General features: G+C 59.3%; 18 protein-coding genes. 14 read left to right on the top strand and 4 right to left on the bottom strand.

Annotated features, from left to right (window positions below; genetic code table 11):
* Window positions 1-62: 62 nt before the first annotated feature.
* Window positions 63-1517, bottom strand: a complete 1455-nt coding sequence (locus ACFC20_RS05160) for a YdiU family protein (protein WP_375192065.1) — start codon at window positions 1515-1517, stop codon at window positions 63-65.
* Between the two features lie 74 nt (window positions 1518-1591).
* Between ACFC20_RS05160 and ACFC20_RS05165 the strand changes: the two genes are divergently transcribed.
* From ACFC20_RS05165 to ACFC20_RS05185, 5 genes are all read left to right on the top strand, one after another.
* On the top strand, window positions 1592-2545 hold the full coding sequence (locus ACFC20_RS05165; RefSeq protein WP_375192066.1) for a hypothetical protein: 954 nt from the start codon (window positions 1592-1594) through the stop codon (window positions 2543-2545).
* 13 nt (window positions 2546-2558) lie between these two features.
* Window positions 2559-3371, top strand: a complete 813-nt coding sequence (locus ACFC20_RS05170; RefSeq protein ID WP_375192067.1) for an HAD-IIB family hydrolase — start codon at window positions 2559-2561, stop codon at window positions 3369-3371.
* 15 nt (window positions 3372-3386) lie between these two features.
* The gene (locus tag ACFC20_RS05175) at window positions 3387-4610 is read left to right on the top strand and encodes a glycosyl transferase (protein WP_375192068.1); all 1224 of its coding nucleotides are present in this window, start codon (window positions 3387-3389) and stop codon (window positions 4608-4610) included.
* Window positions 4607-6346: a sugar phosphorylase gene (locus ACFC20_RS05180; RefSeq protein ID WP_375192069.1), complete on the top strand. Its 1740-nt coding sequence runs from the start codon at window positions 4607-4609 to the stop codon at window positions 6344-6346. Before ACFC20_RS05175 ends, ACFC20_RS05180 begins: the two co-directional genes overlap by 4 nt.
* 72 nt (window positions 6347-6418) lie before the next feature.
* On the top strand, window positions 6419-7387 hold the full coding sequence (locus ACFC20_RS05185) for an NAD(P)H-quinone oxidoreductase (protein WP_375192070.1): 969 nt from the start codon (window positions 6419-6421) through the stop codon (window positions 7385-7387).
* Window positions 7388-7421: 34 nt separating this feature from the next.
* On the opposite strand, the gene ACFC20_RS05190 is transcribed toward ACFC20_RS05185, so the two are convergent.
* Entirely contained in the window at window positions 7422-8447 is a 1026-nt protein-coding gene (locus ACFC20_RS05190; protein ID WP_375192071.1) for an NADP-dependent oxidoreductase, read from the bottom strand.
* 178 nt (window positions 8448-8625) lie between these two features.
* Between ACFC20_RS05190 and ACFC20_RS05195 the strand changes: the two genes are divergently transcribed.
* From ACFC20_RS05195 to ACFC20_RS05215, 5 genes are all read left to right on the top strand, one after another.
* Window positions 8626-10698: a type VI secretion system Vgr family protein gene (locus ACFC20_RS05195; protein WP_375192072.1), complete on the top strand. Its 2073-nt coding sequence runs from the start codon at window positions 8626-8628 to the stop codon at window positions 10696-10698.
* Window positions 10695-11468, top strand: coding sequence for a DUF4123 domain-containing protein (locus ACFC20_RS05200; RefSeq protein WP_375192073.1), 774 nt, complete (start codon window positions 10695-10697; stop codon window positions 11466-11468). Before ACFC20_RS05195 ends, ACFC20_RS05200 begins: the two co-directional genes overlap by 4 nt.
* A 54-nt stretch (window positions 11469-11522) precedes the next feature.
* Entirely contained in the window at window positions 11523-14993 is a 3471-nt protein-coding gene (locus tag ACFC20_RS05205) for a toxin VasX (protein ID WP_375192074.1), read from the top strand.
* On the top strand, window positions 14993-16120 hold the full coding sequence (locus ACFC20_RS05210; protein WP_375192075.1) for a hypothetical protein: 1128 nt from the start codon (window positions 14993-14995) through the stop codon (window positions 16118-16120). Before ACFC20_RS05205 ends, ACFC20_RS05210 begins: the two co-directional genes overlap by 1 nt.
* Before the next feature lie 193 nt (window positions 16121-16313).
* On the top strand, window positions 16314-17390 hold the full coding sequence (locus tag ACFC20_RS05215; protein ID WP_375192076.1) for a hypothetical protein: 1077 nt from the start codon (window positions 16314-16316) through the stop codon (window positions 17388-17390).
* A gap of 15 nt (window positions 17391-17405) precedes the next feature.
* On the opposite strand, the gene ACFC20_RS05220 is transcribed toward ACFC20_RS05215, so the two are convergent.
* Window positions 17406-18302, bottom strand: coding sequence for a DUF1853 family protein (locus tag ACFC20_RS05220; RefSeq protein WP_375192077.1), 897 nt, complete (start codon window positions 18300-18302; stop codon window positions 17406-17408).
* A 74-nt stretch (window positions 18303-18376) separates the two neighbouring features.
* Between ACFC20_RS05220 and ACFC20_RS05225 the strand changes: the two genes are divergently transcribed.
* The 3 genes from ACFC20_RS05225 (at window position 18377) to ACFC20_RS05235 (ending at window position 20685) form a co-directional block, all read left to right on the top strand.
* Window positions 18377-18817: a VOC family protein gene (locus ACFC20_RS05225; protein WP_375192078.1), complete on the top strand. Its 441-nt coding sequence runs from the start codon at window positions 18377-18379 to the stop codon at window positions 18815-18817.
* 97 nt (window positions 18818-18914) lie between these two features.
* Window positions 18915-20339 (top strand): Clp protease N-terminal domain-containing protein, encoded by a 1425-nt coding sequence (locus ACFC20_RS05230; RefSeq protein ID WP_375192079.1) that lies wholly within the window; start codon window positions 18915-18917, stop codon window positions 20337-20339.
* Window positions 20311-20685 (top strand): hypothetical protein, encoded by a 375-nt coding sequence (locus tag ACFC20_RS05235; protein WP_375192080.1) that lies wholly within the window; start codon window positions 20311-20313, stop codon window positions 20683-20685. Before ACFC20_RS05230 ends, ACFC20_RS05235 begins: the two co-directional genes overlap by 29 nt.
* Before the next feature lie 47 nt (window positions 20686-20732).
* Here the strand turns inward: ACFC20_RS05235 and ACFC20_RS05240 are convergent, their stop codons facing one another.
* A complete protein-coding gene (locus ACFC20_RS05240) occupies window positions 20733-21257 on the bottom strand; it encodes a cold-shock protein (RefSeq protein WP_375192081.1) in 525 nt (174 codons plus the stop codon).
* 222 nt (window positions 21258-21479) lie between these two features.
* Here ACFC20_RS05240 and ACFC20_RS05245 point away from each other — a divergent pair, with 222 nt between their 5' ends.
* Window positions 21480-21698, top strand: coding sequence for a SlyX family protein (locus ACFC20_RS05245; protein ID WP_091992110.1), 219 nt, complete (start codon window positions 21480-21482; stop codon window positions 21696-21698).
* Window positions 21699-21748 lie beyond the last annotated feature (50 nt).

Genomic DNA, 21748 nt, shown 5'->3' on the forward strand with positions numbered 1-21748 from the left:
TGTCGGAAAAGAAAAGGGCCGGGCGAGTGTATCGCCCGGCCCTTTTTTGTTGGCTTGCCCCGTCAGCTTGAACAGCTGATGTTCAGATGCTTTCCCCAATCCGGCGGAAGTGCCGCATAAGCCTCGTTCTCGGGCTGCTCGTCAAAGGGCCGCTCCAGCACCTTGAGCAGAGCCTTCATGGGCTCGTAATCCCCGTTCCGGGCTTCCTGAATCACCTGCTGCGCCAGGTAGTTTCTCAGGATGTACTTCGGGTTTACCCCGCGCATGGCGTATTCCCGCTCATCGTGGGCGCGGGTCTCTTTCAGCAGCCGTTCCTCGTACCGCTCCAGCCACTGGTCTGCCACGCTGCGGTCCACAAACAGGTCCCGCACCGGTGCATGGCCGCGGCTGTGCAGGTTGGAGATGGCCCGGAAGAACAGGGTGTAGTCCACGTGGTGCTCGTGCATCATGCTGAAGGTGTCCATAATCAGGCTCAGGTCACTCTCTTCCTCCCGGGCGAGTCCCAGCTTGTCGCGCATGTTCTGCAGGAAACGTTCGTTGTAGGCTACTTCATAGCGTCGCAGGCCCCGGCGCACATCGTCTTCATCCATGATGGGCAGCAGCGCGGTGGCCAGGAACCTGCAGTTCTCGAAGCCGACCTGGGGCTGGCGGTTGTAGGCATAGCGGCCGCCCTGGTCGGTGTGGTTGCAGATGTAGCCGGCGTCGAAATCGTCCAGGAAGGCGTAGGGACCGTAGTCGAAGGTGTCGCCGATAATGGACATGTTGTCGCTGTTCATCACGCCATGGCAGAAACCAACGGCTTGCCAGTCGGCAATCAGCCGTGCGGTGCGCTCCACCACTTCCTCGAACCATCGGCTGTGGCGCTCGTCCTCCGGCAGGTCAATCAGGTGGGGGAAGTGCAGGGCGATGACATGTTCCAGCAGGGTTTTGACCGCTTCAGGCCCCTCGTGGTGGGCGGCAAACTCAAAGTGGCCAAAACGGATATGGCTCTGGGCAACCCGCACAAGCGCGGCGGCGGTCTCGATGGATTCCCGGCGTACCGGGTCTCTGGCGCTCACCATGAACAGGGCCCGGGTGGTGGGTATGCCCAGCCCGTACATGGCTTCGCTACACAGGTATTCCCGGATGGTGGAGCGCAAGACCGCACGGCCATCGCCAAAGCGGGAGTAAGGGGTCATGCCGGCGCCCTTGAGGTGCCAGTCCCAACGGCGGCCGTCCGGCCCCATCGTTTCCCAGAGCAGCAGGCCACGGCCGTCGCCCAGGTCCGGGTTGTACACGCCGAACTGATGCCCGGTGTATTTCATGGCGACCGGGTCCATGCCTTCCAGAAGTTCGGTGCCGGCGCCAATACCGGTCCAGTCGGATTCTGAATCCGCCCGGAAGCCCATGTCCTCAGCCAGGGCGTGGTTGAAGCACACCATTCTGGCATCCTGAAGGGGCGTGGGTCTTACCCGTGTGTAAAAACTGTCCGGGAGTTCCAGGTAGCGGTGCTCCACGCGAAAACCGTTGCCACTCATAAAAGGCCTATACTCCCATTGGTATGAATTCTGCTGCCTATCTTCTAACTGCTGACAAAATCGGAAAACTCAACGTGCCTGAACACGCCTTACAACAAACCGTTCTTGATCTGATTGCCGAGGAAGACCTGCCGGCAACCTATGCCGATACCGTGCAACAGACCCTGTTACCTCTGGCAAACCACATTCTGGCATTGCACCGGTCGAAGCAGCGGCCGGTTGTGGTGGGTATCCACGGGGCCCAGGGTACCGGCAAGTCCACGCTTACCCTGTTTCTAAGAGAGATACTGTCCCGACATTACGCTACAGGCACGGCCAATTTCTCCCTGGACGACCTCTACCTTACCAGAGCCGAGCGCCAGGACCTCGCCGAACGTGTGCATCCGCTGTTTATTACGCGGGGCGTGCCTGGCACCCACGACCTTGCCCTCGGGCAGCAGGTGGTGGACCGGTTGAGCTCAGCCGGGCCAGAGGACCAGACACCCATTCCGGCCTTCGACAAGGCCCGGGACGATCGGGTTCCCGAAACAGACTGGCCGGTCTTCGAGGGCAGGGCCGATGTCATCCTGATAGAAGGTTGGTGCCTGGGCGCCATGCCGGAGGAGGCAGCCGCACTGGCCGCCCCCGTGAATCGGCTTGAATCGGAAGAAGATCCTGATGGCACCTGGCGTGGTTACGTGAACCAGTGCCTCAAGGGGGAGTACAGGGATTTCTTTGGCCAGCTGGATTGCCTGGTAATGCTGAAGGCGCCTTCCATGGACTGTGTGCTGGAGTGGCGGCGGCTTCAGGAGAAAAAACTGGCCCGAAAATCAGGTGCTGATCTCGAGCGGGATGCACCAGAACAGGGCGTGGCTTCGGGGGGCGTGCAAAACCTGCGCATTATGAGCGAGGCCGAGGTGGCACGCTTCGTAATGCACTACGAGCGGGTTACCCGCGCCTGCCTTGCCGAGATGCCCGGCAGGGCGGATGTACTGATTGAAGTCGCGGAAGACCATTCTCTTGGCCTTCCGCAGTTCCGTTCAGATTGATGGAGAACTCACCATGGCCAGGCCCCGCCTGATCCTCTTCTCAGACCTCGATGGCACGCTTCTCGACCATGATAATTACGACTGGCGGGCCGCACAGCCGGCCCTGGCCAAACTGCGCTCCAGCGGTATTCCTCTGATTCTCAATTCCAGCAAGACACTGCCCGAGATTCGGGCTTTGCGCGAAGACCTGGGTAATACCGACCCGTTCATCGTCGAAAACGGTGCAGCCGTAGTAATACCGCCCCACGTCTTTGGCAACAATCGGGAGGACGTGGTGAATTTTGGTGCAACCCGCGCGCAGGTTTTGGCTGTACTCGAAAAGCTGCGGGCAGAGGGTGCCCGTTTTAGGGGTTTTGAGGATATGTCGGTTCAGGAGCTTGCGAGCGAAACGGGCATGGACGCAGCCGCAGCGGCGCTGGCCAAACAGCGGGTGGGCACCGAGCCCTTGCTCTGGCAGGGCACGGATGAGGAGCGGGCGGAATTTGAAGCGGCGCTGGCCCGGGAAGGCTTGCGGCTGGTGGCTGGAGGGCGGTTTCTTCATGCCATGGGGGTCTTCGACAAGGCCGACGGGGCCCGGTTCTTGCTTTCGAAATATCAAGAGCAGTACCAGGAGCATGGCGACGGGCCTCTGATAGCGATTGCTCTGGGTGACAGCCCCAACGATCAGCAAATGCTGGAAGCGGCGGATATACCGGTGGTGATCCGGGGCGTGAACAGCGAGCAGGTCCAGTTGCCCTCGGCAAAACACGCCATGCGTTCTCTCAAACCCGGCCCCGAAGGCTGGAACGAGTGCGTACTCAACCTGCTGTTTGAGTACGGCTATTAGCGAAGGAGAGCCGCCATGGGCGACTTTTACCAGAATGGCATTGTCACCACCCTCCACAACCTGGTCCGGCGCCCGGTGGAGGAACTCGAAGCGGAACTGATGGGTTTCCGGAAAGCCCGCCCAATGTCGCTGGTGTTGCCGTCGCTGTATTCCGAGCTGGAAGGTCCGGCCCTGAAAAACATCGTCCAGGAACTGGGCAAGGTGCCTTACCTCGACCAGGTGGTCATCGGCCTGGATCGAGCGGATGAGGCGCAGTACCGCCATGCCCTGGAGTACTTCTCCGAACTTCCCCAGAACTTCCGGGTGCTCTGGAACGACGGTCCGCGGCTGCGCGACATCGATCTGAAGCTGCGCGAACAGAACCTGGCGCCGACGGAGATGGGTAAGGGGCGCAATGTCTGGTATTGCTTCGGTTACGTGCTGGCCTCGGGTGTGAGTAAATCCGTGGCGTTGCACGATTGCGATATCCTGACCTATTCCCGGGACCTGGTGGCGAGGCTGATTTACCCGGTGGCGAATCCCGGGTTTAACTACATGTTCTGCAAGGGCTATTACGCCCGGGTGGCAGACAGCAAGATGAACGGCCGGGTCAGCCGCCTGCTGGTCACGCCCCTGATCCGTTCCCTGAAAAAGGTCTGCGGCCCCAGCGATTTCCTGGATTACCTCGACAGCTACCGCTACCCGCTGGCTGGCGAGTTTTCCTTCCGCACCGATGTGATCAACGATCTGCGCATTCCCAGCGACTGGGGCCTTGAGATTGGTGTGCTCTCGGAGATGAAGCGCAACTACGCCACCAACCGCCTGTGCCAGGTGGACATCGCCGATGTGTACGACCACAAGCATCAGGATCTGTCGCCAGAAGATGCCAGCAAGGGCCTGTCCAAGATGAGCATGGACATCGCCAAGGCCCTGTTCCGCAAACTGGCCACCAACGGCGAGATTTTCTCCAACGAAAAGTTCCGCACCATCAAGGCCACCTATTTCCGGATTGCCCTGGATTTTGTCGAGACCTACCAGAACGACGCCATCATCAATGGCCTGACCTTCGACCGGCACAAGGAAGAGAAGGCGGTGGAGCTGTTTGCCCAGAATGTGATGCGCGCCGGCGCCTACTTCCTCGACAACCCCATGGACACGCCGTTCATTCCCAGCTGGAACCGGGTAACCAGCGCCATACCAGACATCAAGGAGCAGTTGCTGGAGGCCGTGGAGCTGGATAACGAGGAATTCAAACCATGACCCAGCCGCTCAAGGTCAAACTGGAGTCCATGCTGGAGGTGGTCTACCCGGAGCTGGACTGCGATTTCCTGGCAGAGCAGTTGCTCGCCACCATGGGGCTTGAGCCAAACCAGGAGCCACCACCGGCGCACCAGAACCACTGGGACGAATCCGATGTGGTGCTGATCACCTACGCCGACACCGTTCAGCGGGCGGATGAGAAACCACTGGTCACCTTGCACCGGTTCCTTCAGGATTGCCTGGCGGATACCGTCTCCTCGGTTCACATATTGCCGTTCTTTCCGTACAGCTCGGATGACGGCTTCTCGGTGATGGACTACCTGGCGGTGAACGAATCCCACGGCGCCTGGGAAGACATCGAGCGTATCGCGGGTGATTACAAGCTGATGGCGGACCTCGTTATCAACCACATGTCGGCCCGCAGCCGCTGGTTCGAGAACTTCCGCAAGCGCGTGGAACCAGGCAAGGATTATTTCTTCGAGGGCAATCCCCGGGATGATCTGAGCGCAGTAGTACGGCCGCGCACCTCACCACTGCTGAATGCCGTCCAGACCGACGACGGCGAGCGCTATGTGTGGTGCACCTTCAGCGAAGACCAGGTGGACCTGAACTTCGCCAACCCCATGGTGTTGATCGAATTCGCAGCCATCATTCGATATTACCTGGAAAGGGGCATCATCCTGTTCCGGCTCGACGCCGTCGCCTTCCTCTGGAAGGAGCCGGGTACGCCCTGTATTCACCTGCAGCAAACCCACGAGCTGATCAAGATCCTGCGGCTGCTGATTGAGCACCACAGCCCGAATGCGGTGGTGATCACCGAAACCAACGTGCCGAACCGGGAGAACCTGACCTATTTCGGCAACGCCAACGAAGCCCATGTCATCTACAACTTCTCCCTGCCGCCGCTGTTGATCAATACTCTGGTGACCGGTGACTGCAAGCATCTGAAAACCTGGCTGATGAGCATGCCGCCGGCGCAGATGGGCACCACCTACCTGAACTTCATTGCCTCCCACGACGGCGTTGGCATGCGGCCCACCGACGGGCTGTTGAGCGACGAGGAGAAGCAACGGCTGATCAATACCATGGAGTCGTTTGGTGGCAAGGTGTCGTTCCGTCGTACCCCCGATGGCCGGGACCAGCCCTACGAAATCAATATTGCCCTGTACGATGCGCTGCAGGGCACCGCCGAATCCGGTCGCGACCACTGGCAGCTTCCACGATTTCTCTGCGCCCACACCATCATGCTGGCGCTCGAAGGCATTCCTGCGTTCTACATCCACAGCCTGTTGGCCACGGAGAACGACCTGGCCCGGGTGGAGCACACCGGGCGGCTACGCTCCATCAACCGCAGTCAGTGGCAGTTGGACGATCTGGAAGAAAAGCTCGGCGACCCCCTGAGCCACCACGGCAAGGCCTTTGCCGAACTCAAGCGTCTGATCGCCATCCGCCGCAAGCAGCCGGCATTCCACCCCAACGCTACCCAGTTCACCCTCCACCTGGGGTTGAAGCTGTTTGGCTTCTGGCGCCAGAGCATGCGCCGCGATCAGTCCATCTTCTGCATCCACAACATCAGCGATCAGCTGCAGGAAGTGGCCTTGAGCGACATCAACCTGATTGGCACCGATCATTGGCAGGACCTGATCTCCGGCCTCAAGATTGATGACCTCTCCGGCTCCGTTACCCTCAAGCCTTACCAGAGTGTCTGGCTCTCGAACCGGGACGTAACCAACTGAGACGCCGGTTGTGCAATGCCCGAAAAACATAGGGTATGCTGTGGCCATAGCAGCAAGGCCGAGATGTCAGACATGAACAGAGCAATCAAGGTTACCGGAGGCAATCTCACCTGGGAGGACTGGGACGGCCCGGGCACGCCGCCGGCAGATCATGTGGAAATCGAAGTTGTCTGGACAGCCATCAACCGGGCGGATCTGATGCAACGGGCAGGGCTGTATCCACCACCGCCCGGCGCCTCGGACATCCTGGGACTGGAGGTCAGCGGCCGGATTGCCTCGGTTGGTTCCGGGGTCAGTCGGTTCCAGCCCGGAGACGAGGTTTGCGCCCTGTTGACCGGTGGCGGTTATGCGACACGGGTGGTGGTGCCGGAAGTTCAGGTGTTGCCAGTACCCAAGGGCCTGTCCCTCGAGAAAGCGGCAGCGATACCGGAAGTGTTCGCCACCGCCTGGCTGAACCTGTATCACGAAGCGCAACTGAAGCCTGGCGAGCGTGTGTTGTTGCACGCCGGGGCCAGCGGCCTCGGAACGGCGGTTATCCAGCTGGCCACCGCTTTCGGCAACCCCGTGTTTGCCACTGCTGGCGACGACGCCAAGCTGGAAACCTGTCGCAAGCTGGGTGCCAGCGGCGTCTGGAACCGCAATCAGGGTTCGTTCATTGACGCTGTGAAACACTGGGGTGGCGTGGACATGGTGCTGGACCCGGTGGGCGGCAGCTACATCGCCGAGGACCAGCGGGTGTTGAATGTGGATGGCCGGATTGTGCTGATCGGGTTGATGGGCGGGCGTATGTCTGAAGTGGACCTTGGCCTGATGCTGGTCAAACGTCAGCGCCTGATTGGCTCCACGCTTCGTTCTCGCACGGTGAAGGACAAGGGCGATGTGATGCAGGCGCTGTACCGGCATGTCTGGCCGCTTCTCAGCGCAGGCCAGATTGAGCCGATCATCGACAGCGCCTGGCCCATCGAGCAGCTCGAAGAAGCCATGGCCTACGTGGGCGAAAACAAGAACACCGGCAAGGTGCTCCTGCAGATCGCCGAGTGATAGACCATGGCTCGGGGCCGGCGGCTCAGTTGGTTCAGTCGGCGACGTGAACCAGCTGCTTGCCGAAATTGCGGCCCTTGAGCATGCCCTTGAATGCCTCAACGGCGTTTTCCAGGCCTTCCGCCACGGTTTCACGGTATTTCAGCTCCCCGGAAGCCACCCGTGATGCCAGGATATCGGTGATCTCCTGGTGCCGGTCCTGCCATTCCGTCACCAGGAAAAAGCGGTGCTCGGGTACCGGATCCAGGGCTTTCAAAACGTGGAAAGGCGTTTCCACACTTGCCATATCGGTGGCGTTGTAGGCCGACACATAACCGCAGATGGGAACTCGAGCTCCAGGATTGAGCAGCGGTGCGACGGCTCGAGTGACTGCGCCACCCACATTCTCGAAGTAGACGTCGATGCCGTCGGGGCAGGCCGCCTCGAGATCGGCTTCCAGGTTACCGGCCTTGTAGTCCACGCAGGCATCGAAGCCCAGTTCGTTCACCACGAAGTTGCATTTTTCCGGTCCTCCGGCCACGCCGACCACGCGGCAGCCTTCGGATTTTGCGGTCTGGCCAACTACGGTGCCGACCGGGCCGGAGGCGGCGGATACCACCACGGTCTCACCCGCGTTGGGCTTGCCCACGTACATCAGGCCGCAGTAGCCGGTGCGCCCGGGCATGCCTGCCACGCCCAGGTAGGCCTGCAGGGGTACGTTGTCGCGCTGCTGAATCTTGTACACCATCGGCGCATCGGCGGGGAAGGTTACGTACTCCTGCCAGCCGGAGTAGCAGGTGACCAGATCACCCACCTTGAGCTTGTCGGACCGGGATTCGACCACCCGGGCCACGCTCTCGCCCACGATCGGCTCGTCGATGCCAATCGGGTCCATGTAGCCCTTGGCATCGTTCATCCTCGGGCGCATGTATGGATCCAGGGAAAGCCAGAGTACCTGGGCAACCACCTCGCCCTCGTTCGGGGATCGCACCGGACGTTCTTCCAATACCAGATCGCCTTCCTGGATCTCACCCTGGGGGCGTTGTTTGAGCACTACCGCTCGGTTCTTGTAATCAGTCACTCGCTTTCTCCGGTTGCATAATGAAACCAGATTAGGGTGCAGCAGAACGAATCGCCGGTCAACCTCTCATCCTGAATGATCGGGCAGGGCGCGGGGTTTCATTCTCCTGCCTGATCGCTATAATCAGGTGCAGCTCAGGACGAGCCGTAAACCGATTTATCTTCAAAGGATTGAAGACATGCCCCAGGCAAGTGGATTGCAGTTTACCGCCCGCGTTGGCGAACTCCCTTCTGATCTTTTCTCCGTGGTTGGCTTCACGCTCACCGAACGCCTGTCCGAGGTGTTTTCCGGTCGGCTGGAGCTGGCAAGTTTTGACCCTTCTATCCAGGCTTCCGAGATCCTCGAACAGCCGGTGGATCTGGTGGTCTGGCAAAACGGCGAACCGCTGCGGCGATTAACCGGCGTGGTCAATGAATTCGCCCGGGGCGACAGCGGCCATCGGCGCACCCGCTACGAACTGGTCATCCAGCCGCCGCTCTGGCGCCTGGGGTTGATGCACAACAGCCGGATTTTCCAGACCCGAAGCACCGACGCCATCGTGCGTACCCTGCTCGAAGAGCGAGGCCTGATCGACACCGTGTTCGACCTCAAGCGCCCGCCGGAAGAGCGCGAGTACTGCGTGCAGCACCGGGAGAGCGACCTGGCCTTCCTGGAGCGACTGGCCGCCGAGGAAGGCTGGTACTACCGATACGAGCACGGCAGCGTGGACGGCGACACCCAGCCCGCTTTGATAATCGCTGACCACCACGGTGATGCCCCGGTGCTGGAACCGGTTAGGTACAACGCCAAAGCCGGCGGCAGTACCCGGCAGCCGGCCGTCTTCCGTTTCCGCTTCGAAGAACGGGTACGGGTCGCCTCCGTGGTCATGAAGGACTACACCTTCAAGAACCCCGCCTACGCCCTGATGCACGAACAGGCCGCCGGGGAGGTGAACCACCGGGAAGATTATCAGCACTACGACTACCCCGGCCGCTTCAAGGCTGACGCCAGCGGCCAGCCCTTTACCGAAGTCCGGCTGCAGGCCCTGCGTAACGACGCTAGCACCGCCGCCGGCGACAGCAACCGCCCGGACTTCCGCGCCGGCGCCAAAGTCACGCTCACCGACCACGACATCGAGGCCCTGAACCGGGACTGGCTGCTGACGGCGGTGACCCACACCGGCACCCAGCCCCAGGCCCTGGAAGAGGAAGGCGGCAGCGAACCCACGAGCTACCACAACCAGTTCACGGCCATCCCCGCCGACCGGCCCTGGCGCCCGCAGACCCCACATCGCCCGCTGATGGACGGCCCGCAGATGGCCATCGTGACCGGCCCGGAGGGCGAGGAGATTCATTGCGATGAGCACGGGCGCGTGAAAGTGCGCTTTCCCTGGGACCGTTATTCAAAGAACGATGAACACAGCAGCGCCTGGCTGCGGGTGAGCCAGGGCTGGGCCGGCGGTCAGTATGGCTTCATGGCCCTGCCGCGCATCGGCCACGAAGTGATTGTCTCATTCCTCGACGGCGATCCGGACCAGCCCATCATTACCGGAAGAACCCACCACGCCACCAACACGCCGCCGTACGCGCTGCCGGAACACAAAACCCGCACCACCCTGAAAACCAAAACCCACAAGGGTGAGGGCAGCAACGAGCTGCGCTTCGAGGACGAAGCAGACCAGGAACAGATCTACGTGCACGCCCAGAAGGACCTCGATCTGCTCACGGAAAACAACCGCACCGAAGTCATCAAAAACGACAGCCACCTGACCGTGGAGAACCATCGGTTCAGCCATATCAAGGGTAATGATCATTGCACTGTGGATGCTGAGAAACGGAAGGCTGTTGGTGGCGACTGCAGTCAGAACATCGGCGGCACGTTCCACCAGAAATCCGCGCAGGGCACGCTCAGCGAGGCAGGTACCGAGGTGCACCACAAGGCCGGTGCAAAGGTAGTTCTGGATGCCGGTGCGGAGCTGACCATTTCGGCGGGTGGCAGCCTTCTGAAGCTGGATCCGAGTGGGGTGACGTTAAGTGGGCCGGGGATCAAGATTAACTCGGGTGGTGCTCCTGGGAGTGGGAGCGGGCAACATGGCTCAACGCCGGAGATGCCCTGGATCATTGAAGCCGACCAACCCCAGGCGCCCGCGCAGACTACATTGGCGGAGGTTCAGCAACGGCAGAACGCGCCGGCCATTAACGTTGAATCCCAGGTCGCGGCTTTGCGGAAGGGCAATGCCACCTGTCCGGTGTGCGAGGCTCAAAGCGCATGAATTTGAATGCCTGCCCGATATCGGAGTCTCCGTTTACCCATTTTGCCTGGCCCGAAGACCACCAGGTCGGGTTGGTTCTGGACGGCGTCGCCATTCCGCGCCTTGGAGAGAAGATCTATCAGTGGGCCGAAGGACAAGTTGGAGATGCAGAGTGCCTCTACGCGGTAACGCGCTGGGAAGTGGTTACCGAGGTATCGCCCTGGCTCGTCTGGCTTGAAGGCCCCGAGGACCCGATACTTGGAGCTTTTCTTGATCGGGGACCCGAAGAGGAAGCGGGATACCTGCTGGTTTCAGCCGTGGATCGTGCCAGTTGCACTCGATGGATGCGGGCTCATCTGCAAGCAGAGGTTGCGCCAGGAATAGAGAATCTGATGCGCATCGCGCATCCGGCACTGGCCAGGTCGGTGCTCGGAGAGAATTTATCCGGCTGTCCGGCCAGAGTGGTGGATCGGTTGATTGTCCCGGACCGGGTCAGCAGACAATGGATTTCTGTTGAATCGCCTGCAGCGCAAGCCGGGCCCATCGCCAAGCCAATTGAGAAGGTGGTCGTTTCTCCCGAGTTAACGGCCGCCTTTGATGCCTTCAATCAACGCCAAAGGGTGCTGCAGGTATGGAGCAGTCTGGATGATTCCATGCGTAACGAGATCGGTGGATCTGATCTGCAAAACGCTTACCCGGCACTTAAAAGAATTCTGAATAAAGCAGTCGAGAGTGGGCACGACAACTTGCGGGCGATGATGCACTACCTTTTTGCAGAGTTTGAACTGTAGCCCGACATCGGTACTCTGCCTGACGCGACATCATTATTGGATCAAGGATGAACCATGACTCGGATACAACGGCCCTCTGACGAACGGGCAAGCAGTGATCTCCTGTGCTGGGAGCAGCCAGGTACTCCCATTGATGAAAGTGCTTCCTGCCCACTGCTCAAGACTGTGCACCTGCTGCCCATCCGGTATGGGCGAGTTGAGGTCGCGCCTGAGGATACTGATCCAGGGTACCCGTATTCGCTTACATCGCGTTCACTGGGCTACCGTCTTCTCAGGAATGGGTACCTGTATGTTCTGGATGCCGATGCCGGGGAGCTCCACGAGTATCTCCATGAGAACGGAGAGCTTACCGGCCACAACGATGGCAAGCTGGAGTACCCGGTATCCCATACGCTTTACGTTACCTTCTCGGAACTGGCATGGACCGCCCGTAAGAAAGCACAGGTACTGGGTGATCCCCAAGAGCGTCAGGCGCTGCTGCAGAACGTTGAGCTGGCCGATGCCTCGCCGCTGAACGGCGGCAAGCACTTACTGACGCCCGAACAGGCCAAGCAATGGGTGGCTGAATTTGCTGAGGACTACACACCGGAAGCCCTCGAAGGTGCTCATCCGCAGGAAAACGAACCCTATCACTGGGAAAATCAGCCCTATTACCACAAGAGCCGGTTCGGCAAGCTGATCAAACAGCAGGCCATCGACGATGTCTCCAATTGCCTCTGCCTTGTGTTGAGGGACGACGTGGGTGTGATGCTTGACCTTGCCCAGCATCAAGATGATGTTGTGGGGTGGCTCGAAAGCTGGACCGAGGAGGGAAACGAGGAGCGGGACTATTTTCTTGGCACCTTGATAGAGTCCATGACCCTGGTGGATGAGCAGGGCCTGGATGCGATGATGACCAACTCGGATCATCCCGCCATTGTCTCCATGCGGAAGGATCTGGAGGCCATGTCGGAAAGTGATCGCTCAGATACCCAGTCGGCATTGCTGGAAGCCTTGAGACAACTTGAGGACGAGAGCAGGCCGGGCCCTAACGATCTTTCATTGCCCGCCGGTGTTAAATCAAGGGTCGAAGAGATCCGAGCCACGGCGAACCGAACCAATGCTTACGGCATCCTTCCCAAAATGCAGCGAGCGGTGGACGAGTGGTATGTGCGACAGGCCATGGTAGGGGCCAAGCCGGATTTTGTGGAATCCCACATTGAGGGCATTGTCGCTTTGGAGAAGGATTACCGCAGAAATCTGAAAGCGATCCTGGAAGGGCGCGGTTTCGGCCATCGTGGAGTCAACGACTTGATCGACCGTGAGGCCATGGACCAGTTCATGGCCTGTCAACGCGCCAAACTGTCTCGCTGGCAGGCACTGTTAACGGACATAACCAGTGACCGCCTCGAGCTGGTGACGAACAATCACTATCACCAGGCCGCATGGTATTTTGACCCGACAGACGAGGCTCAAATTGAAGCAGCCCTCGATCTGGAGTACGCCTGCCTGAAGGATATCTGCCGATCGGATGAGGCCAGCGAGGGCGTGCTGGAATGGCTGGAGCAGAACCCCCAATACAGTCGTCCCCTGTTTCAGACCCTGCCAAAGAGAGACCGCTCCAAAGACGGAGAACTGGCCAAAACCTATGTTGCGGTTGGCTCCGCCGGCTACGCAATAGTCACCCGCGCGGCGGCCTGGGTGCAACGGATAAAAGCGGAAGAACAAGGGAAGCTCCCGGATTTCTCCCACTACACGCAGCAAATTCAGGATAAGGCAGCGCTGCTGGGAGACACGATTACTCCAGCGATTGCCAAAGCTAAAGGGCGAGCGGTCGGAGAGCTTTATAAGGCTATTGGCAGCCAGACCCTGCCGGAGCTGGATGATCTCTTCCGCGACCTGCCGTACTTTTTCAAGCGGCGCATGCTGGATGCCATCGACCAGGGCAAAGCGGAATTCCGCTTTGCTTCGGCAACTGAGTTGGCGACGTTCCGGGATAACCTCAGGCAAATGCTGAAGTTGGATCAACAGATGAAGCAGCTTCAGAACGACCACGAAGTTGCTAAATCCACCCATGGCCATCGCTCTGAAAGGGCTCAGGAGTTGGTGATTGCCTTCAAAGCCACTCGCGAGGAGCACCGTAGGATCGGAAAGCGCGTGGCAGCCGCCCTCAGCCCTGTTGAGGAAACCGATACGGGGCTGAAACTGGAGTCAGTTACCACCGGTCGTGCGGGCATAACCTTGGTGCCGCCCCCTGTGTCGCAGCAGGAAGTTGGGCGACTGGTAGGCCATTTTCGGCATGGCTTGGGCTCGGCTCCCAGGGCGAACCTTGTAGGGGATGGGCTTGGGTTTTTGATATTTGGGGTTCAGTTAGCAATCTTATGGAATGTTTCTGACGAGATTGGCTCGAGTTCAGAGAACCCGGATGCTAAGCAGCGCATTTATGAAAGCGTGTGGGCGACCGCAGCGGCGGGTTTTCTTGCTGCTCAGGGCATCATGGACACTGCATATGGCGCCAGGGCAAAAAACCTGGCCAGTGCGTGGCAGGGCACCGCTTTACGGGAGGTACATATCCGGATGGGTAAACTTCATGTGGGGCTGGGGATTTTTGCGTATGGAGCAGGAGCTTTCAGCTCTGCCCTGAGCGCATACAAGCACCGAGAAAACTGGTTGAGAGCGGTCCAGACCGGCAATGCCGAAGCTCAGGCTGGTGCTGTGCTTGGAATGATGGGCAGTGGTGGTTTGGCTGCCACTAATGCCTACGGGCTGTACCGGACTGGTCAGTCATTTCTTCAGGCTCTTTCCTCTCTGGGTCCAGAAAAGAAAGCCATTGCCTGGGCCACCGCAGGCCAGGGCCTGTCCCGTCTGTTTTTCCGCCTGAATTTTGCGGGGCTGGTATTCACGGTATTTGAGTTGGGTGGTACCTGGCTGTATAACCGTTACAACCTGAGCGAGCGGGATAAATGGCTAGAAACCACGCCTTGGTCACGGGAACGTGCACATATCCACAATGGCACGCTGGCCGACTACGCAGAGTCTTTCGCTCGGATCGGCAACAGTATCACACTGGATGAAGTGCCGGCGGAGAAAGATCAGCCATCCAGGCTGGAACTGAACTGCCACGGCTTGCCGGCGAACAGTTTGATAGAACCCCTGGAGGGCAATGCTTCCCATCGGGTGTCCATCTCCGCGTGGAGAATCCAGCCGGGGCAAAGGGGAATGTTCTCTTTCAAACCGGAAACCTGGATACCCTGTACTGGCTCAATCCTGATCAGTCTGAAACAACCGGTCGGTGGTGGCCACCTGCAGCTGACCTTCACGCCCCCGGCCAACGGGAAGACTCAGCATGGCCTCCGTACGCGCGACCTAGCCCTGATGGTCAAGCTGGAAACATTGCAGGAAAATGGAGCCTATACCGGTGCCGTTTATATGCTGAAGGCCACTCCGGATAGTCAGTATCCCTTGGCCCCCGTGCAGGAGGCTCCGGAAGCGGCAGTTACCTGGTGGCAGCTCCGTCAGCCATTTATAACAATGGAAGGTTTTTGATGAACCGAAAAAGTGCTCAGTCCGAACAGCCACCCCGTGCGGGACGTTCCGAGTCCTTTCCCAGTGGCCGATTAACCTTTCTCGCCCCTAAACCCCTGCCAACTGGCCTGCCGCGGGTGGATCATGGGCATGCAGTTGGAGAAGTGAATGAGGGCTACTTGGATTTTGGAGCGAAGGCGACCTCGGTATTTGGTTGGCAAATGACATTTGGCGGCCCTTTTGGCTTGTTCTTGCTTGGTGCTTTTGGCTTTCCGCTAATCTTATCTGGACTTGCGGTCGCCCACGGTAGATCGCTGGAGATTGCCGTAGAAGTACTTCAGGAAATGTTCGATTACGGGTTCTCGATAGCTGCGTGGGGAGGGCTCTTCGGGCTTTTCATGCTATCTCTTCCGCGCTGGCAGGCTTATGCGAGACTAAAAGACGTAATCCCAACCCGCTTCAACCGTCAACGCCGCGAAGTGTGTTTCGTCCCAAAGGGCCAAAAGGAACCCATCTTCGTCCCCTGGGAAGAGCTGGTGGCCTGGGTCACCGAAGCGCAGGGCGCCACAGAATACGGCGTACAGCGCCAGTACGGCTTTGGCATTGGCTTCTACCACCCGGAAACCGGCGAGAAATACACTCTGGAGTTTGAAACCTATGGCCAACCTCAGGCGATAAGCACCTGGGAGGCCATCCGGGCTTACATGGAGTACGAGGTACACACGCTGAAGGAAATTCAGGACCCCTTGGAGCTTCAGGGTCCTGACGATCCGCCCTGGGAGGGCGTCCACGTTTTCCGCAACGCCCGCAAACGTCTTCATGACGAGTACAGGAACGGCAAGCGGGGCATGCTCTACCTGATCGGCTGGTACCTGTATCACCTGGTCACCTTCTGGACCATCCCGAACCGGCTGGTGGAGTGGGAGGTTAAAAAGATCAAACGCATGAGCCAAAAGACACTGCCCAGGGCCATGGCCCAGTGGTCCGAACCGCTCCCCGAAGACCAGTGGGCCCGTCCCAGCGAGGAACTGAAGCGCCAGAGCAGGCGGGTGCTGGAACTGCAAGCAGCGGATCCGAGCCGGCCTGTTTTGGAGATTTTTGCTCAGGTTGATGAAGAGTTTTCCCGGATATCCTCAATGACTGCATGACGGTGCCAAAGGACGGCCTACCTATCTATTAAGACGAACAACTGAGGTCGTCCTGGAGTGGGACCTCTGGCGCTCGAAGTTCCAGATAATCGAAGGCAAGGAAGCACAAGATCATGAGATCGAAAAGAGTGGACGATACTCGCTGCAGGAATTCGGTTCGTTCCAATGATGGCGCCATTTTTCAGGTGAGCATATGAGCGCCCCCTCGCCGACGCTGACGTACTCTGTCACAGCATTTCAAGCGCAATCATTAGATTCTCTACCAGTCGCTCCGACGGAGCGCGACCGATTTGGAGAAGAGCTTCAGCCTGTCGGCGTGTATGCCGGAGTGATTCCTTTTCTTGGGGCCATTCAAGACGTAGAAGCTCTTCAGGAACACGAGCAGACTGATCCTGATTTCAAATCCAAGGACTGGTGGTGGGATCATCAACGAATTCGGTTCCTCAACGGCAAGATGGGACTCAAGGTCCTTTTGCTCATTATTCCATTGGTCTGGGTGCTGTCTTTGTGGTTGGCGGGCCCGGCCGTGATGGTTTGGATGGTTGCCGAAGTTGATGCTGTCAGGGAACTACCTGGATTAGTGGTTGGGTTGCTTGGCATTGTCCTGACAATTGCGTGGTACGGCTTCGCCATCTGGGTCACACCCTCAACCACCAACTGGATCATGAGCACCGGCCTCGGATTCCTCCTCAAGCCTTTCGAGAAAGCCATCAACAGGAAATTGGACAAGACTCTCGAAGACGGATGCAGCGAATTCAACCGCCTCACGGGTCAGGTCCGAATTGCCCTTGGTCGCGGCCGGTTCTTTGAAGCGCCGTTTGTCGAATTTGATGCCTACATCGAGCGGGTCATTCAGGAAAGCGGGGTGTTCTATCGGTTGATGCTCGTGCACCGCTATATCCAGAAAACGTTCAATAAAACCGGCTTCAGTACCATCGAATCGGATAAGACGGAGGTGTTGGCGATGTGGGATATGCTGCAGCGTTACATGGACGTGAGCCAGCCGTTGCCTGATACCCCGCGCCTGGAGCCTTTCCGGCACCTGGATCCGGTAACGGCGGAGCATGACCTAAAAACCGGCCGAAATCCCAGGTATTGGCGCGATCTGGACCTGGAATCCTGGAAGGAAGGCGAGGGCCGGTCGGAAGTTTACCGGCGACAGGTTTCGTACCCCTGGGCCAGCCGAACCTGCAAGCTCACACCGCAACTGGGCAAGATTACTATGGAAGAGTACCGAAAGGTGCGGCCGGCGAACGCCTGGCCGATCTGAGGCTTCATTGCGGGCTTATGGCCAGCTCTCCGGCACCACGAAGATCCTCTCCACTTCCCGCCAGGAGCGATCTGGCCCATCCTGCGCAAGCGCGGCAAACAGCAGTGGTAAGTGCTTCTGCTCAATTGTGTCCAGAGCGGGGACCAATTCCTCTTCCTGAGGCTCGTCAGCCTGTTGCCAGGGCCCGATCCAGTCGGGTTTGTTCAATACCACCCAATGCCGGGTTGATGAGGCAGTGAGCTCAGAAACGTAGCGCCACTGCCCGGTCAGATGATCCGCTGGCACGTAATCGGGAATCGCATAATCCGACCGGGACGGGTAAAACAGATACCCGGGCATGAACAGGCGCGGTGTAATCGGCCCTGAGACGCCGGCTTCAGCCAGCAGTGCCTGCGCTTCGGGCAGTCGGGTTCGCTGGCTCTGGATATTGATCATGCGGCTGGTTTTCAGGTCCAGGCGATCCTTGGCGTTGGGCCCGTACCAGTGGGTAAGGCCGTTTGTTTCCGGAACTCCCAGATAATACTTGATGGCGATCTCATGGTGCTCAAGCCGTCCCTCGTTTCGGTTGTGTACGATGAAATCCAGCTCGCCGAGGGTGCGGCCGTTGGCCTGTATCTGCCGGTTCTGAAGCAGGATATCCCACCCCAGAAGGTCCTCCAGAAGCACCCGGTACAGGCGCTCAAAATAGAAGCCCAGACGCTTCGGCGGCGTTTCGCGAAGCAGAGGAGGCAAGCTGTCGGGATGCTGGTCCCAGTGTCTGAGCAGAGCCTGGTAGCCGTCTGGCAGGTAACGAGATGGCTCGAAAGTCAGGGGCGAGCGGAGCAGTTGCGGTGCCTGGCAAAGCCACGCCAGGTGGCGCACCGCTGGCGTGCGCAGATCAAAGAGGGAGTGTGGTTTGGTTTTTTCATCCATGGGGCCAGAATACCGTAAACTATGGGCAAGGTAAGACTCTGAATTTACGATCAATCCGGTTTTGAGGAGGCGTTATGCAATATCTTCACACCATGATCCGGGTGAGCAACCTGGATGAAACGCTGCATTTTTTCTGTGATCTTCTGGGTATGGTCGAGATCAGCCGCAAAAGCAGCGACAAAGGCCGGTTCACGCTGGTGTTTCTGGCGGCCCCGGAAGACGAGGCGCGGGCCCGCGAGGATCGTGCGCCGATGATCGAACTGACCTACAACTGGGATCCGGAAGAGTACACCGGCGGCCGCAATTTCGGGCACCTGGCCTATCGGGTCGACGATATCTACGCGCTGTGCGACCACCTTATCGCCAACGGCGTGACCATCAACCGGCCGCCCCGGGATGGTCATATGGCCTTCATCCGCACCCCGGACAACATCTCCATCGAGTTGCTCCAGAAGGGCGAGGCCCTGCCCCCGAAGGAACCCTGGGCCAGCATGGAGAACACCGGCACCTGGTAGCCGGGTGCAGGCCCTGAGCGATCAAAAAGTGATATGATTCAGGGCTTCACCAACGCTTTCGCATCAGGATGATGCAGTCAGAACATGGAGACGTTCGATGGAAGATTGGCAAGGATGCCTGGATCCCCTGTGCCAGACCGCCCTGTTACACGCCCGGGAAAGCGTGGAACGCCGGGGCGGTTCGGTCATTACCGTTGAAGATTATTTACTCGCCCTGCTGGACTCCGACTCCTCCATTCCGCGATTTTTGCGGGGCTGCGGGGTCGACATGGATGAACTCACGCGAACCATTCAATGTGAACAACCCATCGTTACCGAAGTGGCCGGCGAGGATCAGCTGTCTTCCCAACTGATGTACTGGTTCGCCAGTGCGAGAGAGGCGAGGCAGGTGGCCTGGCTGGGCTGGGCGGATCTTCTGGCGACACTGGTTCGAGCCAGTGAGCGCCTGCAGGAGAAAGCCTACGTTGCGGTTCTGGAGCTGGTCAGCCGATGGCCGGACTCGGTTAACGACCGGGCGTCGCCGCCTGTGGAGGAGTCCCAGAGGGCGCCCATTGTGGTCGCCGATTCAGGCTGGGTAGAGCTGGCGGAGGACGTGGCCATCAGCCTTGGCGTGAGCCCGTCTTCGCTGGTCTGGGTTCGAGGGGAGCGAGGGGCGGGCAAGACCGCCTGGCTCCAGTCGATGCTTGCAGCCCTGGAACAGGACTACCTGGAACTGGATCTGCGACGTGAGACCGAGATCATGGCCAGCGAGTTGCCGGTTATACCGGGGCGGGCAGACAGCGTTGAATCCGAGGGAGATGGCCGGCGCTGGCCCGTTCTGGTACTGGACAACATCTCACCCGATGATCTCCTGGCGTTGATGGCAGTTCCGGACAGCCTGGCGAAGACCCTCGTGCCTCGCTGGGCCGGGCCGGTAATCTTGCTGGGTCCGAGCGGACCGAGCAGTCATGAATCGGTGCAGGCCCTGCAACATCGCTTAGGCCGGGCACTGGAAGCGTTCGATCTGCCCATTGCCAGCGTGGTGCAACGACAGGCCATACTGACAGCGCACCAGCCGGCCATTGAGCGGCAGTGGCAGGTACAGATTCCCCGGCCGGTTATTCGATTTGTTGCGTCCCGTCGCAGCCGCTGTGTCAGTACGCCGGGTGGCATGCTTCAGTGGCTGGAGCGCGCCGCCGCGAGGTTGAACCTGTTTGCCCGAAGAGGCCCGGCCGAGGCCCAGGCACTCTCGGCCCAGAGCGATACCCTGAAGCGGCAGTCTCTGGTGGCGCTGGCCAGACACGAGTCAACCGCGGATATTGAGTCGTCGCTGGAGGAATTACGGCTGCATCGCGCGGCGTCGGAAGTGGCCTGGCATGAACGTCGAGCCGCAGGCACTCTCCGGGAATTAACCGTGGATGATCTGAGGCAGGAACTGGAGCGATGGGTTGCAGCCCGGCCCGGGCCGGTTCACTATAGCCGGCAATATCATCAGCAGGACGGAGATTCAGCGGGTGCAGGATCTGGAAATTTACATTCGTGACCTCAAACCGGGTGCCGTGTCCGAGTGGCTGGTTAGCCATGTTGAGGAGCTGCAACTGGACGATCGCGAACTCGCCGGGGTGGTGAAGGGAGAGGCCCGATATGAGGGGCAGCGTCTTAGAATCACCCTTTACCCGGAAGCGTTCGGGAAGCGATTCACCTCGTTGCTGATTGAGGGCAGCACGGTGCCCTGGAGCTCCGACCTCGACTGCGCGCGTAGCGCTTGGCGCACATTGGACACCGAGATCCGATGCAGTCCCGGGGACTGGAAAGAGGGCGAGCCGGTTGAGGACGGCAAATGGTGGCGGTTGGACCACCGCGGAGAGCAGCAGGTGGTCTGGAACTGAAAAAGGCAGCCCGAGGGCTGCCTTTTCTGATTCAGGCCGGGCGAGCTTCAGTCACTCAGGATGGAAACATTATCGGCCTGCAGGCCCTTGTCGGCTTCCACAACGTTGAAACGAACCAGTTGGCCCTGGCGCAGAACCCGGCGACCACGGCCACGAATGGCGCGGAAGTGCACGAACACCTCGTCACCGCTGTCCCGAACGATAAAGCCGAAGCCTTTTTTCACGTTGAACCATTTAACGGTGCCTTCCTCGTTGCCTTCGGGGCCGGTGTCGTCATAGCCGTCGTCGTCATCGGCCTGCTGTTGGGCACGGTTGCTCGGCCGCGATGAGGAACGCTGACGGGCCGGCTGTTTGGCGGCAATGGCAACGGCGAGAAAGCCCGCAATACCGAAGAGCACCAGTGTGAGGATGTAGGCGAGAATGCCGCCATTGCTGCCCAGAGCTTCAACAAGCTGGCCCGCAGCAATCAGGCGCAGCGGCTCCGGGGTCAGGGTGAGCAGCAGGGCAAGGACCAGGGGAGCTGGAATGGCGATCAGGAGAGCAACAAGGATCGCTTTGGATGGATTACGCATTGACTGAAAATTCTCCATTCTTGTAACGCTAACGGTAAAAACCGGATATCGGGTAAAATCGCACATCCGGCCGGTGACAACCGCCAATTCCCGTGAAAAGGGAGCGCTGGCGGGCAAAAGCCGCATGATACCAGATTATCCCGAGCGCTGACCAAGCAACGGCGCAGTCAGTGTTATCGATCACATTCTTCAGAGAGCGACGCAGGGGAGAGCCCGAAGCCAATGAGCCAGAACGATCTGGAGACCCGTCTGGAAGAGCTGGAAACGCGGCTCGCGTTCCAGGATGACCTGATCAATACCCTCAGTGAACAGGTGGCGAAACAGGAGATGGACATCCGGGAGCTTTGGGAGGCCAAGCGCCTGCTGCATAAACAGCTCAAGGATGTCTCGCCGTCAAACATCAAGTCCGAGCAGGAAGAGACACCACCCCCGCATTACTGAGAGCGACAGTCCCCTGAAACGGAAAAGGGAAGAGGTTCGACCTCTTCCCT

It is taken from the genome of Marinobacter sp. (assembly GCF_041984545.1).
Lineage (GTDB): Bacteria > Pseudomonadota > Gammaproteobacteria > Pseudomonadales > Oleiphilaceae > Marinobacter.

Bases quoted from the DNA above. Each gene is read 5' to 3' on its own strand.
- ACFC20_RS05160 (WP_375192065.1), bottom strand. From the start codon at position 1,517: ATGAGTGGCAACGGTTTTCGCGTGGAGCACCGCTACCTGGAACTCCCG.
- ACFC20_RS05170 (WP_375192067.1), top strand. From the start codon at position 2,559: ATGGCCAGGCCCCGCCTGATCCTCTTCTCAGACCTCGATGGCACGCTT.
- ACFC20_RS05175 (WP_375192068.1), top strand. From the start codon at position 3,387: ATGGGCGACTTTTACCAGAATGGCATTGTCACCACCCTCCACAACCTG.
- ACFC20_RS05180 (WP_375192069.1), top strand. From the start codon at position 4,607: ATGACCCAGCCGCTCAAGGTCAAACTGGAGTCCATGCTGGAGGTGGTC.
- ACFC20_RS05185 (WP_375192070.1), top strand. From the start codon at position 6,419: ATGAACAGAGCAATCAAGGTTACCGGAGGCAATCTCACCTGGGAGGAC.
- ACFC20_RS05195 (WP_375192072.1), top strand. From the start codon at position 8,626: ATGCCCCAGGCAAGTGGATTGCAGTTTACCGCCCGCGTTGGCGAACTC.
- ACFC20_RS05200 (WP_375192073.1), top strand. From the start codon at position 10,695: ATGAATTTGAATGCCTGCCCGATATCGGAGTCTCCGTTTACCCATTTT.
- ACFC20_RS05205 (WP_375192074.1), top strand. From the start codon at position 11,523: ATGACTCGGATACAACGGCCCTCTGACGAACGGGCAAGCAGTGATCTC.
- ACFC20_RS05210 (WP_375192075.1), top strand. From the start codon at position 14,993: ATGAACCGAAAAAGTGCTCAGTCCGAACAGCCACCCCGTGCGGGACGT.
- ACFC20_RS05215 (WP_375192076.1), top strand. From the start codon at position 16,314: ATGAGCGCCCCCTCGCCGACGCTGACGTACTCTGTCACAGCATTTCAA.
- ACFC20_RS05220 (WP_375192077.1), bottom strand. From the start codon at position 18,302: ATGGATGAAAAAACCAAACCACACTCCCTCTTTGATCTGCGCACGCCA.
- ACFC20_RS05225 (WP_375192078.1), top strand. From the start codon at position 18,377: ATGCAATATCTTCACACCATGATCCGGGTGAGCAACCTGGATGAAACG.
- ACFC20_RS05230 (WP_375192079.1), top strand. From the start codon at position 18,915: ATGGAAGATTGGCAAGGATGCCTGGATCCCCTGTGCCAGACCGCCCTG.
- ACFC20_RS05240 (WP_375192081.1), bottom strand. From the start codon at position 21,257: ATGCGTAATCCATCCAAAGCGATCCTTGTTGCTCTCCTGATCGCCATT.
- ACFC20_RS05245 (WP_091992110.1), top strand. From the start codon at position 21,480: ATGAGCCAGAACGATCTGGAGACCCGTCTGGAAGAGCTGGAAACGCGG.